This is a genomic window from Asanoa sp. NPDC049475 (genome assembly GCF_040676915.1).
Classification (GTDB): Bacteria; Actinomycetota; Actinomycetes; order Mycobacteriales; family Micromonosporaceae; genus Asanoa.
This window is the reverse complement of record NZ_JBFAPY010000001.1, coordinates 436,589-450,987: the sequence shown is the minus strand read 5'-3', so window position 1 is coordinate 450,987 and position 14,399 is coordinate 436,589. Positions and strand designations below refer to the sequence as shown.

The following is a 14,399-nucleotide window of genomic DNA, read 5'->3' as shown; positions in this document are numbered from 1 at the left end:
AACGGCGACGCGACGAACGTGGTCCACATCTTCGGCAGCTAGGCCACGATCTCGGCCGGCCCCGCGCCCTCGGGCGCCGTGCCGTAGTCGAAATAGTCGGCCTGGTCCGGGTAGAACGAGAACAGGTGGCGCCAGCTCACCAGGAACGCGGCGGTGAGACCGGCCGGTGCGGACAGCGCGGCCTGCAGACCGGCGTCGCCCCACGCCCGCCGCATCGCGTGCAGCCCGACGAGGGCGACCGTGACCGCCGCCGTCACCAGGGTCGCGCTGTAGGACACGAACACCGCGACCCCGGTCACCGCGATCCACACGAGCGACGCCCGCGAACGAAGGGGTTCGCCGGGAATCGCCGAGTGCGCCCAAGCGCCGGCGACCAGCAGCGCGAGCGCCACCGCGGCCTCGAAGGCGTGCTGCATGAGCTCGCCCGCGTAGACCAGCAACGACGGAGACACCGCCAGCAGGGCGGCGACCGCGACCGCGCCGGCCCGCCCGATCGCCCGGCGGGCGATGAAGGCACCGAGCCCGAGCACGGCCAGCGCACCCAGACAGGCCGGAAGTCGGATCACCCGGTCGTCGGATCCGACCACCTCGAGCAGGGTCTTCTCCAACCAGAGCCAGCCGACCGGCGCGACCTGGTCGTAGTGCAGGTTCGCGGTCAGCGCGAGGTAGGGAAGACGCCGATCGCCAGAGCCGACCCGAGAAGGACGCGGTAGAGCCGTTCGACGAAGGCCTCGGAGGTGGGATCAACCCGCATGCCACCCAGAACTCCGCCTCACGAAGATCGGTTGCATCCGGCCGTACGAAAGATCACGGCTGTTGGAAGTCGCGGGTCTCCCAGATCCGGCGCTTCAGGTAGTCCTTGACCTTGGCGATGTAGTCCTCGCTGTCGGCCGTGTGCCAGCGCCCGCTGTACCAGCGCCCGACACAGCCCCACTGGTCACCGGCGGCGTAGGCGCTGCCCCGCTCCTCCTTGCCCAGCCAACCTTCATAGCCCTCGAAGCAACCCCGCCAGATGGCGTACGCCAGGTCGGCGTTCATCGCCGTCGAGCGGGCCACGCCCGGCCAGGCCGATTTCTGGTACGGATGCCGGTCCTGCAAGATGCCGAAGCTCTCCGGGCACTGCCCGGGCCGGCCGTCGTCGCCCAACCCGTGCCCGGGCGCGCACCGCTGGCGGTCACTGGTGTAGTCGCCGTACACCGTCTGCCGCCACCAGCTCTCGATCGCGGCCTGGGCGAAGACCAGGTCCTCGTCGACGCCCCACTTGCATGCCGCCCACCGCAGGATGTCCTTCGTGGAGCCGGTGAACGCGCCGTCGACCCGCGTCGCGACCAGGCTGTCCGCGCGGTCGTCGTCGAAGATGTCGGCCCCGATCCGGTGCCCGGTGGCCGCGTTCGCCATGAGGTTCATGCGCTTGTTCTCCGCCGACGGCTTCGCCCGCACCCAGGTCGCGCACTGCGCCCCGGACGGAAGCTCGGCGCCCGGGGGCAGGGTGACGAACCGTTCGGGCACGGCTTCCGGCGGCGCCGGGCGGGCGGTCGCTGACCGGGTCGACGGTGGCGTAGCGGGCTGCGACCAGCCGTTGTCGGAGTCGCGCCAACCGGTGCCGGTGCGCTCGGCCAGGCCTCCGGACGCGTCCGGGGAGCGTTCGGCGTGTGCGGAGAGGGTGCCGGCCAGCGCGATGACGGCCGCACCGCTCACCACCGCGGCGACCGGCCAGCCGTGCCGTCGAATGTGTGGTCTCACGGCGAGCGACCGTATGCGCGGCCACTTGCGCGGGTCAACGGGCCAAAAGGACATTTACCCTAAGCCACCTCGATCGGGTGGGTGACGGACGAGATGTGCGACAACCCACCTTATCCAGCTGGCTCACTGCTCGCATGGCAGACGTCCACCACTTCACGAACGGCTGGCTCAACCCGGGCTTCGCGTACGCGGTCTCCGTGACGGGTGCCTTGGTCGGCCTCTACTGCACCGCCCGCGCCCGGTCGGTGCGCGAAGGTGCCGCCCGCGTGAAGTGGCTGACCATCGCGACCGTGGCGATCGGCGGCGCCGGCGTCTGGCTCGCCCACTTCACCGCCATGCTCGGCTTCGACGTCGAGAGCAGCGCCGTGCGCTACAGCTCCGGGCTGACCGCAATCAGTCTCGCCCTCTCGCTGGCCGCCGTCGGGGTCGGGCTCTTCCTCGTCGGTCACGGCCAGCCCAGCCTGGCCCAGATCCTGCGGGCCGGCGCGATGACCGGCACCGGGCTGCTCGGCATGCACTACACCGGCATGGCCGCGGTCAACGTGGCCGGCGAGCTCACCTTTCAACCGCAGCTGGTCGCGTTGTCCGCGGTGATCGCGGTGCTCGCGGCCACCGCGGCGCTGTGGTTCAGCGTCACGGTCACCGGCCGGCTGCCGATCGCCGCCGCGTCCGCCGTGCTGGCGGCCGGCGTCAGCGGTATGCACTACACCGCGATGGCCGGGATCGGCTTCGAGCTCGACCAGACGGGCCTGACCGTGGTGACGGGCGTGCGGCCGCTCGTCCTGATCGTCGCCGTCGCCGTGATCGCCGCGGTGACGATGACGGTGATGGCGACGGTGGCGCTGCAGGCGATGACCACCGAGGAGTTCGCCGGAGACGGCCCCGCGACGGTGACCGAGCCGGAACCGGTCGGCCTGGCCGTCGCCGGCTTCGCCGCGCCGGCGACGGCGAGAACGACGGCGACCGAGCCGATCCGCCTCGACATGCCCATCACCCCCGGCCTCCGCCGCCGGGAGGCGCGGGCACCGTACTGAGGCTTTCCGCAGCGGAAGGGACCCTGGTCAACACAGCGCGTTGACCAGGGTCCCTTCCGCTCTCACTGCTGCGTCAAGCGCCACTGCTGGTTCGTCGCGGTGCGGCAGGGCCATTGGATCAGCGCCGCGCCGTCGGCCGTCGAGCCGCCGTTGACGTCGAGGCACTTGGCGCTGTGCACCGCCCGGAACTGGTAGACCCCGCTGGACAAGACCGGCGTCCACTGCTGGTTGGTCTGGTTGTTGCAGGTCAGCTGCACCACCGCGGCGGCGTCGGCGGTCGAGCCGCCGGTCACCGCCATGCACTTGCCACTGTGGACAGCTTTGAGATAGACGCTGCCGCTGCCGGCGTCGACGGCCTGCCAGCGCTGGTTGGCGCCGCCGGTCGCGGCCCACTGGTGCACGACCGCGTTGTCCGCGGTCGAGACGCCACTGACATCCGCCAGCTTGTTGCTGTGGTTGGCGGTCAACGTGTACGTCCGACCCGCGATGCCGCCGGCCGGCGTGGTGCCGACGCCGTTGCCGCCGAAGGTGAACGAGTCCACGTCGAAGTTGTTCCCCGAGCTGGTCTTGAACACCATGTAGAGCTTGTGCGTGCCGGACAGCGCCGCCACGTTGACCGCGGCCTGCTGCACGTAGGTGTCCCAGCCCCCGGTTGCCGCAACCGTGTTCGTGGCCAGCAAGGTGCCCGTCGGCGAGTCCGCCCGCAGCTCGATGCTGCCGCCGCCCGAAGGCGACGAGACGCGGTAGCTGACCGTGCTGATGCCGGACAGGCTCATCGGGTCGAACATGATCCAGTCGTTGTTGCTGATGTCGCCGATCCGGCTACCGCTCTCCGCGCCGGACTGCGCGACGATCCGGGTGCCGGACTGCGCCGTGTAGTACTCGGCCTGCTTGTGCTTCGGCTGGAGGATCGCCTTGGCATAGCCGGTCAGCGGCGACACCGAGCCGTTCCCGTTGTCCTGGTAACGGGCGTTCAGCACGTAGAACAGGTTGGCGCCGTCCGGGTGCCCACCGAGGTTGCCGGTCGACACGGTGCCCGAGCAGCCGGGCAGGTCGGTGGTGCCGTGCTCGTGGTCGTCGTGCCCGAGCGCCGGGTTCGTCAGCACCCGCTGGCAGTTGACCGTGCCGTCCTGCGCGTCGGTCACCGTCACCGAATACGCCACGTTCTGCCCGAAGTCGAGCATCCCGCCGTTCGGCGGCCCGGTGATGGTCACCACCGGCGCGTTGTTGCCGACGGTGATCGGCACGTTGGCGAACGACGACCGGCCGGTGTTGTCGGTGACGGTCAGCTTCGCCACGTAGTTCCCATTGGTCGTATACGTCTTCGACGGGTTCGCGGCCGTCGAGTCGGTGCTGCCGTTGCTCTCGAAGTCCCACGCGTAGCTGACCGTGTCGCCGGTGTCCGGGTCGTGCGTGCCAGCGCTGGAGAACTGCACGGTCAGCGGCGAGAGGCCGTTCGTCGGCGTGCCCGTCGCCACCGCGACCGGAGCCCGACCACCCTTGACGTAGTCGATCCGGTAGAGCCCGGAGTCGTTGTTGCCGCCGCCGAAGTTGGCACCCCACTCGAGCAGGTAGAGCGACCCGTCCGGTCCGAACCGCATCGCCATCGGCTTGTTGAAGAACTCACCCGGCAGGAACGGGTTGATCTTCACCAGGTTGCCCGAGGAGTCGAAGTGGATCTCCTTGACGTAGTTGCGCGCCCACTCGTAGAAGAAGTGGACGCCGTTGTAGTACGCGGGGAACTTCGTCGCCGAGGTGCTGGAGGCGTTGTAGCGGTAGACCGGCCCGCCCATCGGCGCCGCACCGCCCTCGCCCATCTCCGGGAACTGCGACGAGGCGCCGTACCCGTACCAGATCTGCGGCTGCACCAGGGACGGCAGCACCCGCAGCCCGGTGTTGTTGGGTGAGTCGTTGACCGGCGCGTTGCAGTTGAACTTCGAGCCGACCACGCCGGTGTCCGGGTTGTACGGCGCGTACGCCTGGTTGTTGCCATGGCAGAACGGCCAGCCGAAGTTGCCCGCCTGCTTGATGACGTTGAGCTCGACCAGGCCCTCTGGGCCGCGGTTGGTGGTCGGCAGGCCGCGGTCCGGCCCGTAGTCGGCCATGTTGATCCAGCCGGTCTGCTTGTCGACCTCGAACCGGAAGGGGTTGCGGAAGCCCATCGCGTAGATCTCCGGCCGCGTGAGCGCGGTGCCGGGCGCGAACAGGTTGCCACTCGGGATCGTGTACGTCCCGTTCGTCTCGGGGTGGATCCGCAGGATCTTGCCGCGCAGGTCGTTGGTGTTGCCCGCGCTGCGAGCGGCGTCCAGGTTGGACTTGCCGGACCGCCAGTCGAGCGGCGCGTAACCCTGCCAGGCCGGGTCGAGGTTGGGCGGGGTGTCGTCACCGGTCGACAGGTACAGGTTGCCGTTCGGCCCGAAGGCGACATAACCGCCGGTGTGCCCGGGCTCCGGGAAGGTCCGGTCGCGATAGGCCGGCACCGACAGCAGCACGACCTCGCTGGACAGGTTGACCGTGTCGCCGCTGACCGTGAACCGGGACAGCCGGTTGACGTCCGTCGACGAGGAGGACGGCGAGTAGTAGAGATAGATCCAGCCGTTGCTGGCGAAGTTCGGGTCCAGCGCCATGCCGACCAGACCGTCCTCACCGCCGGTGTAGACCGACAGCGCGCCGGCCGTGACCGTACTCTGCTGCGCCGGCTTGAAGATCTTGATCTGCCCGGCCCGTTGCACGTAGAAGACCCGGCCGTCCGGTGCGATGTCCAGCGCCATCGGGTCGACCGTGTTGGAGTCGAGGCTGACCTTCTCGAAGTTGCCCCACACCGTGCCGCCGCAGTCGCCGGGCAGGTTGCCCGCCGCGTACCGCACGCCACCGAGGATGTGGTTGCGGAAGTTCGTCTCGCTGTACGACGCGATGTCGTGCCCCATCGCGGTCGCCCACACCTTGCCGCCCTCGGTCTCGCGACACCAGGAGATCGGGTGGTCGATGCCCATCGCGTCGGAGCCGGGGTTGTAGGTGCGCTCGTCGGCGGTGACCAGCACGTGCACGTTGCCCCGCGCGTTGACGTCGAAGTTGTACCACTCCTCGGTGCGCTGCCAGTTGTCCGGCAGGCCCGCGGTCGACGGGTGGGCCTTGTCGGCGACGCGCGCGTAGCCCTGCAACGAGCCCGGCGAGTGCGACGGCATGTGCGCGCCGCCGTTGATCGTCTGGTCCCACCACGGGAACGTGGTGTCGATGCCCATGTCGGTCGCGTTGTGGATCGCGACGATCCCCTTGCCCGACCGCAGATAGCTCTGCACAGCGGTGCGCTGCGAGTCGTTGTCGAACACCATGCCCGAGGTCTGGAACATCACCAGCACGTCGAACGTGTTGAGGTTGCTGGTGTTGAGCACGGTGGAGTCCTCGCTGAACACCACCTCGAAGTTGTTGGCCGAGGCCAGTTGCGTGAACATCGTGACGCCCGCGGCGATCGAGTCGTGCCGGTAGCCGGCGGTCTCGCTGAACACCAGCGCCCGGAAGGCGGGTGCGGCCTGGGCGGGTGCCTGGACGATGCCGAGGCCGAGCAGCGTGACGACGATCGTGAGCAGGGTGAGGACGGGTCTGCGGCGGCGCATGCGGTCTCCTTCTGGGATGCCGTGCCAGGGCGTACAGGAGGGCGTGGGGTGCAACGCGTCCGCCGAAGTCCGCGCGTGAGGGTCGAGGCATCGCTGCGCATCGACGCGAATGAGTCTGGCGCGTTTCCCGGCGGCCCGTCAACGGCCTCCGGTCGCGCCTATAGATCAATCAATGCAGAACTGTGATCGCGTCCGGCCGGTTACGGTCTTGATCGGCCTGTGTTCAGCCGCTTACGATGCGACGCCAATGGCGCTTTCGGTCAGCTCAGCAAAAGCTCATGCCTGGCAAGCGAAAGTTTCGGTGATCACAATGGATTCGCCTGAACCACCGGACGCGCTCCTAGCGATGCACGACGTCGGAAAGTCGTTCTACGGTGTGTCCGTATTGTCCAATGTCGACATTGACGTGCATCCCGGCGAAGTACATGCCGTAGTCGGCGAGAACGGCGCCGGCAAGTCGACGTTGATGAAGATCGCGTCCGGCGTGTACCAGCCCGACAGCGGCAGCGTGCGGATCGGCGGCGAGCCGGTCCTCCTGCACAACCCCCGCGCGGCACAGGCGGCCGGAGTCGGCATCATCCACCAGGAGTTCAACCTGCTCCCGGAGCGCACCGTCGCCGAGAACGTGTTCCTGGGCCGCGAGCCCACGCGGCGCGGCCTGGTCGACCGCCGGACCATGCGGGAACGCACGGCCGAGCTGCTGGCCTCCGTAGGCGCCGAGACGGTGCGTCCCACCGACCGGGTCGGAGCGCTCGGCGTCGCGCAGCAGCAGGTGGTCGAGATCGTCAAGGCGCTCTCCCTCGACGCCCGTGTCCTGATCATGGACGAGCCGACCGCGGCGCTGGCCGACCACGAGGTCGAGCTGCTCTACGCGCTGGTCCGCCGCCTCCAGGCCCGGGGCATCGGCATCCTCTACGTCTCGCACCGGCTCGCCGAGGTGTTCGACCTCTCCAGCCGGATCACCGTGCTCAAGGACGGCCGCCGGGTGGTCACCGTCGACACGGCCGACGCGACGCCGGAGGCGCTGGTCCGGCACATGGTCGGCCGCGAGCTCGCCAGCTACTACCCGCCCAAGGCCAGCAAGCCCGGCACCGCGCTGGTGACGCTGGCCGGAGCCGGCAACGGCCGCCTCCGCCCGATCGACCTCGAGCTGCGCTCCGGCGAGGTGCTCGGGGTCGGCGGCCTGCAAGGGTCAGGACGCTCAGCGTTGGCCCGCGCGCTGTTCGGCGCCCCGGGCTTCAGCGCCGGGCAGATGACCCTCGACGGCAAACCGGTGCGACCGCGGTCGCCGCGACAGGCGGTCCGGGCCGGCATCGCGTACGTCACCGAGGACCGCAAGGGCGAGGGTCTGGCGCTGAGCCAGTCGGTGCTCGACAACGCCCTGCTGGCCAGCCGCGCCGCCACACCGCGGTGGTTCGGCGGCGGAGCCCGCACCACCAGCGTGCGCGACCTGCTCGCGGCGGTCGAGGTGCACGCGGCCGGCGCCGACCAGGAGGTCCGCTATCTGTCCGGCGGCAACCAGCAGAAGGTCGTGCTGGCCCGCTGGCTGGCGATGAAGCCGCGCGTGCTGCTGTTCGACGAGCCGACCCGGGGCATCGACGTCGGCGCCAAGGCCGCCATCCACGAGCTGATCCGCGACCTGGCCGACAAGGGAGCCGCCGTTCTGATGATCTCGTCGGAGCTGCCCGAGCTGCTCGGCATGAGCGACCGGATCGTCGTCATGCGCGACGGTGCCCTGGCCGGGGAGCTGCCCGGCGACGCGAGCGAGGAGGCGGTCCTGAGCCTGGCCACCGGCACCCCGCACGAGGTGCCCGCATGACCACCCTCTCGGAAACCCTGCGCCGGCCGCGAATCGACTCCACGAACGGCGTCTGGCTCGCGCTCGGCATGACGTTGATCATCGGCGGCATCCTGGTCGCGACCGACGGCGGCTCGCTGTTCGGCCAGAACAGCACTGTGAGCCTCTTGCAGCGCGCGGCCGGGCTCGGCATCGTCGCCGTCGGGCAGACGTTCGCGATCCTGGCCGGCTCGCTCGACCTCTCCGTCGCGTACGTCATCAGCCTGACCTCCCTGATCGCGGCCGAGACGATGGCCGGCAGCGACGGCCGGGTGCTGCCGGCGATCCTGGCCGTGGTCGCCGTGTCCGGCGCGATCGGCCTGGTCAACGGTCTGCTGATCACCAAGCTGCGGATCAACGCCTTCATCGCCACGCTGGGCGTCGGGCTCCTGATCAAGGGCTACCTGGAGCAGGGCTACGCCGGCCCGGCCGGATCGGTCCCGGTCTCGTTCCAGCACCTGGGCTACGACCGCGTCGGCCCGGTGCCGGTGGCGTTCCTGCTCTTCATCGGCGTCGCGGCGGTGGCCTGGCTGGTCATCAAGCGCAGCCGCTTCGGGCACCACCTGATCGCCACCGGCGGCGACCTCGACGTCGCCCGGCTCTCCGGGGTCCGCACCGACTGGGTGCTGATCCGCACGCACATCGTCTGCTCGCTCTGCGCCGGCATCGCCGGTCTCTACCTGGCCAGCCGGCTCGGCGCCGGCGCGCCGCGGGTCGGCGCCGAGGGCGGTTACGACCTGGAGTCGATCGCGGCGGTGGTGCTCGGCGGCACGGTGCTGGCCGGTGGCAAGGGCGGGGTCGCCGGCACGGTCGGCGGCGTGCTGCTGCTCGCCGTCATCGACGGCATCTTCAACCAGCTCGCCGTCGACCCGTTCTTCAAGCAGGTGGTCCGCGGCGTGGTCATCGTCGCGGCGGTCGCGATCTACGCCCTGCGGCTGCGCCGCAAGGTGGTCCGGAAGGCGGCGGCGGCATGACGGTCGAGGCACCCACCGGACCCGCCACCCTCGGCCAGTCCCGCCGCGGCCGCTGGGGTGCCGGCAGCATCCTGCCCGTCGTGGTGATCCTGGCGTTGCTGCTGATCGCGGTCGGCATCCGGCAACCCGACTTCTACGACCCGCCGGCCCTGCTCGCCTTCCTCAAGCGCGCCGCACCGCTGATCATCCTGGCCGCCGGGCAATATTTCGTGATCGTCGCCGGCGACTTCGACCTGTCGGTCGGCTCCCTGGTCACCGCCGAGGTGGTGATCGCGGCCCGGATGATCGACGGCGACCCGTCCGCGACGTGGCCGGTGGTCGCCCTGGTGCTCGGCTTCGGCCTGTTGGTCGGCCTGGTCAACGGGTTGGTCACCACGCGGCTGCTGGTGCCGTCGTTCATCACCACCCTCGGCATGTACCTGATCCTGGTCGGGGCGGTCTACACCTGGACCGGCGGCTCGCCCCGCGGCGCGCTGTCCGAGGAGTTCCGGATGCTCGGCCGGCGCGGCATCGAGGGCGTGCCCTGGCTGGGCGAAATTCCCTATGCGGTGCTGATCCTGCTCGTCCTGGCCGCGCTGGCGATCCTGGCGATGCGCTCGGACTTCGGCAAGGTGCTGCTGGCCGTCGGCGACAACCCGCGCGCGGCCCGGCTGGCCGGCGGGCGGGTGGCCGGCGTGCGCACCATCGCGTTCGTGATCAGCGGCGGCTGCGCGGCCGTCGCGGCGATCCTGCTCGGCGGCTTCGGCGGGGTGAGCTTCCAGGTCGGTGCCGGGCTGGAGTTCACCGCGATCACCGCGGTCGTGCTCGGCGGCGTGGTCCTCGGCGGCGGTCGCGGCTCCGTCGTGGGCGCCATGCTCGGCGCGCTCACGCTGCAAACCCTGTTGACCCTGCTCAACCTGCTCGGCGTCGCCGGCGCGCTCGCGTCCGCGGTGCAGGGCCTGATCATCCTCGCTGCCGTGGCCATCGGCGGGCTACGGGCACGCACCTGACCCACGCACCCACCACCTCCAGGAGGAGAGTTGCGCAAAAGAACAGGTACTGCCCTTGCCGCACTGACCGGCACGGCCATGATCCTGGCGGGCTGCGCCAGCGACGTGCCGGCCACCAACCCGAGCGCCAGCGCTTCCGCGGACGCGGGAGCCGGCACCGGTGAGACGTCGGAATTCTTCGTCCAAGCGGACTACGACAACGAGATCGCACTGCGCACGGCCAGCGCGACCGGACCCTCGGACAAGCCGTGGGAACAGGCGCTCAACCCACAGAACGCCGACACGGCCAAATACAAGAAGGCCGGGCCGTACAACCTCTGCTTCTCGAACGCCGGCGTCGGCAACCCGTGGCGGCAGGTCGGCTTCAAGAACATGCAGGCCGAGGTCAAGCTGCACCCGGAGATCAAGTCGTTCCAGGTGGCCGACGCCGAGAGCAAGGACGACAAGCAGATCTCCGACATCACCGACCTGCTCGGCAAGGGCTGTGACGCGCTGATCGTGTCGCCCAACACGACCGCGACGCTCACCCCGGCCGTCGAGCAGGCGTGCGCCAAGGTGCCGGTGATCGTCTTCGACCGCGGCGTCAACACCAAGTGCCCGGTCACGTTCATCAACCCGATCGGCGGGTACGCGTTCGGGGCCGCCGGCGCCGAGTTCCTGGTCGAGAAGGTCAAGCCGGGCGGCAACATCCTGGCGCTGCGCATCCTGCCGGGCGTCGACGTGCTGGAAGCCCGTTGGGGTGCGGCCAAGGTGGCCTTCGACAAGTCGCAGCTCAAGGTCGTCGGCGTGGAGTTCACCGACGGCGACGCGGCCAAGACCAAGACCATCGTCAACAACTACATCCAGCGCTTCGGCAACATCGACGGCGTCTGGATGGACGCCGGCGCCACGTCCGTCGCCGCGGCGGAGGCGTTCGAGGACGCCGGCAAGCCGTTCCCGGCGATCGTGGGCGAGGACCAGCAGGACTTCCTGCGCATGTGGCAGGACAAGAAGCTCACCGCGGTGGCGCCGACCTACCCCACCTACCAGTGGCGTACGCCGGTGATCGCCGCTCTGAAGATCCTCAAGGGCGAGCAGGTGCCGAGCCCGTGGAAGCTGCCCCAGCCGACCATCACGGACGCCAACCTGTCGCAGTACGTCGACCCCAGCATGCCGCCGCTGCACTACGCGATGTGCGGGTGCAGCGACCTCCCGGGCTACCCGGGCGACTGGGGCGGTAAGTAGCCATCATGTTCACGATCGGTGCGAACCCCTGGATCTGGACGTCCCCCGTCGACGACGCGGCGCTCGCCTCGCTGGTGCCGAAGATCGCCAACTGGGGATTCGACGCGATCGAGATCCCGGTGGAGAACCTCGGCGACTGGCAGCCCGAGAAGACCCGCGACCTGCTCGCGGCACACGGGCTGACCGCCGCCGCCGTCCTCTCGGTCACGCCGCCCGGGCGCGACCTGGTCAACACCGATCCCGGCACGGTTCGGGCGACCCAGGACTACCTCCGCTCCCTTGTGGACGCGGCGGTGGTCCTGGGCGCACCGAGCGTCTGCGGCCCGGCCTACGCGGCGGTCGGTCGCGTCTGGCGGATGACGCCCGCGGAACGGGTGGCCTGCTACGCGTCGTTGCGGGACGCGCTGGCCCCCGTCGCCGACCATGCGAGCGCGTGCGGGGTCCGGATCGGGCTGGAGGCGCTCAACCGTTACGAGACCTCGGTGCTCAACACCGTCGAGCAGACGCTGACCGCCGTCGAGGGCCTGCCGCCCAGCATCGGGATCATGCTCGACAGCTACCACATGAACATCGAGGAGTCCGACCCGTACGCGGCCATCCGGGCGGCCGGCCCACGCCTGGTGCACGTCCAGGTCAGCGGCAGCGACCGCGGCGCACCCGGCGACGACCACATCGACTGGCCGCGCTGGCTGCGCACGCTGGCGCTGACGGGTTACCGAGGACCGATCTGCATCGAGTCCTTCACGGGCGAGAACGAGTCGATCGCGGTGGCCGCCTCGATCTGGCGACCGTTCGCGCCGTCCCAGGACGACCTGGCCACCAACGGGCTGCGCTACCTGCGCGAGGTCTGCGCCGACCTCTAGAAGGTACGGCTGACCGCACCATCGACGTGGGGGCCAGCCGGCTGGAAGGCCGGTTCCCCTGCGACGACGCTGGAGCCCATGAAGAAGGTGCTGGCGGTCATCGGGATCGTGTTCGGGGTCTACGCCATCGGGCGGGCGGCACTGGAGCCGTTCGTGATCGACTTCAACGACCCCTCGACCTATCAGAACGACTGGGGTGGGCCTGGCCTGGCCGGCGTGCTGGCCGTCCACTGTGGCCCGGGCGTGCTCGCATTGATCATCTTTGTGGCACTGGCGATCCGGCGATCACGGAAATCCGCTGTCACCGGCTGACCCCGCTGTGGGAGTGTGGCTGGATGGCGGCGGAGATCCGGGAGATCGCCTGCGACGAGTCCGGCTACGAGGGCCAACAGCTCGTCAGCTCGCCGACCACGGTGTTCGCCCACGGCAGCGTGCATCTGTCGTGGGCCGCCGCGGCCGAGTGCATGGCTGAGCTCCGGGCGCGGATCAAGTCGCCGGCCACCGAATACAAGGCCAACCACCTGCTGCGCGAGAAGCACCGCGCCGTCCTGGTCTGGCTGCTCGGCCCCGGCGGCCCGGTGCACGGCCACGCGTACGTCCAGCTGGTCGACAAGCCCCGCTTCCTCGCGCGCACGCTGCTCGACCAGCTGATCGGCGCGCCCGACCGGGTCGACACCCTGCCGGTCACCGAGGAGCCGCGCTGGCGGCGCTTCCTGATGGCGGGCAACGCCCTGCTGCGCACCCGGGAGCCCCTGGACCCGACCGCGGCGGACGTGCTCTTCGAGGCGATCGACGACCTGCGCCGCACCGGCGTCCCGCCCGCCGCCGACGAGACGCTGGCCCTGCTCGGCAAGAACCGCGCGCGGGCCGACGAGTTCCTCGACCGGCGCCGCACCGACCCGCCCGCGTTCGCGCCGGTGGACCTGCTGGCGCCGGCGATCGTCAACGCGGTGGCGCACTGGGGACCGGTGCGGATCACGCACGACTTCCAGAGCACGCTGACCCCGACCCGGGTGGCCTGGCTCCGCGCGGCCGCGCCGGACCTCGCCGAGCTCACCCTGGTCGACTCGAACGACGACCCCCGGGTCCAGGTCGCCGACATCGTCGCGGGCACCGTCCGGGTGATCGCCGGGCGATCGGATCCGGAGCTGACCGCGTTGGCGCGGGCCTACGTCCCGGTATGAGCGTCGCGCGGCCTGGCTGACGCGGCCGCCCTCCGTCGCGGCGACGGGCAGGACCGTCGCGTTGACTGACCGCTTCCCGAACGGCTAGATCGCCGCGGCGGCGGCAGCCCGGGCCATCGCGCCCTTGTAGATGGGGCCTTCTACGTAGCGGCGCGGCAGCGCGGCCAGCGCGGCGCGCAGCGCCCGGGCCGACAGGCCGGCCGTGAAGCCCTCCAGCGGCAGGCCGAGACCCCCGTAGAGCCGGCGCGCCCACGGCGGCAGCAGACCGAGTGCGGTCGAGGCCACCCCGAGGTAGGCCAGGCGCGGACCGCCGAGCTCCAACCCCAGCCGGGCGGCCGGGTTGAGCTTCCACGGCACCGGTGGGGCGGTCAGGAAGATCAGGGCCTCGGCGGAGTCCTTCGTGACCCGCAGCTCGGGCTGCATCGACTTGTAGTAGGCCGCGACCTGCGACGCCGACCCCGGCACGCTCGCCGGGTCCAGCCCGGCGAGCGCGGCGACCCGGCGCTGCTCGTCGTAGTAGGTGTCGACCTCGGCGTCGGTCAGCGGCACACCGGCCTGGCGAGCCGTGGTGATGAACGACTCGACCTCGGCCACGTGCACCCAGCGCAGCAGGTCCGGCTCGTCGATCCGGAACTCCTCGCCGGTGAACGGATCGCGGGCGCGCATCTTCGCGTGGATCGCCCGCAGCCGGCGACCGGCCGCCTCGGCCTCCGCCGTGGTCCCGTAGACCGCGGTCGCGACGTAGATCGACGTGCGGACCAGCCGGCCCCACGGGTCGTCCTTGTAGTGCGAGTTCTGCGCCACCCCGGCCATCGCCCGGGGATGCAGCGCCTGGAGGTAGAGCGAGCGCAGGCCGCCGACGAACAAGATGGGCTCGGCGTGCACCCGCCACGTCACCGTGTCGGGTCCGAAAAGCCCCAGGTCCGCCATCTGACCA

12 protein-coding genes are annotated in these 14,399 nt (G+C 70.4%); 8 read left to right on the top strand and 4 right to left on the bottom strand.

Translation table 11 applies throughout. The annotated features are described in order from the left end of the window. Positions 1-38 precede the first annotated feature (38 nt). Together AB0J88_RS02225 and AB0J88_RS02220 are read right to left on the bottom strand one after the other, a co-directional pair. Positions 39-647, bottom strand: coding sequence for a glycosyltransferase family 39 protein (locus AB0J88_RS02225; protein WP_364360223.1), 609 nt, complete (start codon positions 645-647; stop codon positions 39-41). 160 nt (positions 648-807) lie between these two features. After that, positions 808-1,743, bottom strand: a complete 936-nt coding sequence (locus AB0J88_RS02220; RefSeq protein WP_364360145.1) for a hypothetical protein — start codon at positions 1,741-1,743, stop codon at positions 808-810. 134 nt (positions 1,744-1,877) lie between these two features. On the opposite strand from AB0J88_RS02220, the gene AB0J88_RS02215 reads away from it, so the two are divergent. Next, positions 1,878-2,777: an MHYT domain-containing protein gene (locus tag AB0J88_RS02215; protein WP_364360142.1), complete on the top strand. Its 900-nt coding sequence runs from the start codon at positions 1,878-1,880 to the stop codon at positions 2,775-2,777. A 62-nt stretch (positions 2,778-2,839) separates the two neighbouring features. Here the strand turns inward: AB0J88_RS02215 and AB0J88_RS02210 are convergent, their stop codons facing one another. After that, complete coding sequence (locus tag AB0J88_RS02210; RefSeq protein ID WP_364360139.1) at positions 2,840-6,391, bottom strand: ThuA domain-containing protein; 3,552 nt, start codon at positions 6,389-6,391, stop codon at positions 2,840-2,842. A 346-nt stretch (positions 6,392-6,737) separates the two neighbouring features. Between AB0J88_RS02210 and AB0J88_RS02205 the strand changes: the two genes are divergently transcribed. From AB0J88_RS02205 to AB0J88_RS02175, 7 genes are all read left to right on the top strand, one after another. After that, the gene (locus AB0J88_RS02205) at positions 6,738-8,210 is read left to right on the top strand and encodes a sugar ABC transporter ATP-binding protein (protein ID WP_364360136.1); all 1,473 of its coding nucleotides are present in this window, start codon (positions 6,738-6,740) and stop codon (positions 8,208-8,210) included. Continuing rightward, complete coding sequence (locus tag AB0J88_RS02200) at positions 8,207-9,202, top strand: ABC transporter permease (RefSeq protein WP_364360133.1); 996 nt, start codon at positions 8,207-8,209, stop codon at positions 9,200-9,202. The genes AB0J88_RS02205 and AB0J88_RS02200 overlap by 4 nt, the downstream gene beginning before the upstream one ends. Continuing rightward, positions 9,199-10,191: an ABC transporter permease gene (locus tag AB0J88_RS02195; protein WP_364360130.1), complete on the top strand. Its 993-nt coding sequence runs from the start codon at positions 9,199-9,201 to the stop codon at positions 10,189-10,191. The genes AB0J88_RS02200 and AB0J88_RS02195 overlap by 4 nt, the downstream gene beginning before the upstream one ends. Before the next feature lie 30 nt (positions 10,192-10,221). After that, complete coding sequence (locus AB0J88_RS02190) at positions 10,222-11,415, top strand: substrate-binding domain-containing protein (protein WP_364360127.1); 1,194 nt, start codon at positions 10,222-10,224, stop codon at positions 11,413-11,415. Positions 11,416-11,420: 5 nt separating this feature from the next. Further along, entirely contained in the window at positions 11,421-12,278 is an 858-nt protein-coding gene (locus AB0J88_RS02185) for a sugar phosphate isomerase/epimerase family protein (protein ID WP_364360124.1), read from the top strand. A 78-nt stretch (positions 12,279-12,356) separates the two neighbouring features. Further along, positions 12,357-12,590 carry a hypothetical protein gene (locus AB0J88_RS02180; protein ID WP_364360121.1) on the top strand — a complete coding sequence of 78 codons (234 nt, stop codon included), beginning with the start codon at positions 12,357-12,359 and terminating at the stop codon, positions 12,588-12,590. 23 nt (positions 12,591-12,613) lie between these two features. Continuing rightward, positions 12,614-13,462 (top strand): hypothetical protein, encoded by an 849-nt coding sequence (locus tag AB0J88_RS02175; protein ID WP_364360118.1) that lies wholly within the window; start codon positions 12,614-12,616, stop codon positions 13,460-13,462. An 84-nt stretch (positions 13,463-13,546) separates the two neighbouring features. Here the strand turns inward: AB0J88_RS02175 and AB0J88_RS02170 are convergent, their stop codons facing one another. Continuing rightward, on the bottom strand, positions 13,547-14,392 hold the full coding sequence (locus AB0J88_RS02170) for an oxygenase MpaB family protein (RefSeq protein WP_364360116.1): 846 nt from the start codon (positions 14,390-14,392) through the stop codon (positions 13,547-13,549). Positions 14,393-14,399 lie beyond the last annotated feature (7 nt).

Excerpts from the sequence above, each read along its gene's own strand:
- AB0J88_RS02215 (WP_364360142.1), top strand. The coding sequence starts at position 1,878 with ATGGCAGACGTCCACCACTTCACGAACGGCTGGCTCAACCCGGGCTTC.
- AB0J88_RS02210 (WP_364360139.1), bottom strand. The coding sequence starts at position 6,391 with ATGCGCCGCCGCAGACCCGTCCTCACCCTGCTCACGATCGTCGTCACG.
- AB0J88_RS02205 (WP_364360136.1), top strand. The coding sequence starts at position 6,738 with ATGCACGACGTCGGAAAGTCGTTCTACGGTGTGTCCGTATTGTCCAAT.
- AB0J88_RS02200 (WP_364360133.1), top strand. The coding sequence starts at position 8,207 with ATGACCACCCTCTCGGAAACCCTGCGCCGGCCGCGAATCGACTCCACG.
- AB0J88_RS02195 (WP_364360130.1), top strand. The coding sequence starts at position 9,199 with ATGACGGTCGAGGCACCCACCGGACCCGCCACCCTCGGCCAGTCCCGC.
- AB0J88_RS02185 (WP_364360124.1), top strand. The coding sequence starts at position 11,421 with ATGTTCACGATCGGTGCGAACCCCTGGATCTGGACGTCCCCCGTCGAC.
- AB0J88_RS02180 (WP_364360121.1), top strand. The coding sequence starts at position 12,357 with ATGAAGAAGGTGCTGGCGGTCATCGGGATCGTGTTCGGGGTCTACGCC.
- AB0J88_RS02175 (WP_364360118.1), top strand. The coding sequence starts at position 12,614 with ATGGCGGCGGAGATCCGGGAGATCGCCTGCGACGAGTCCGGCTACGAG.
- AB0J88_RS02170 (WP_364360116.1), bottom strand. The coding sequence starts at position 14,392 with ATGGCGGACCTGGGGCTTTTCGGACCCGACACGGTGACGTGGCGGGTG.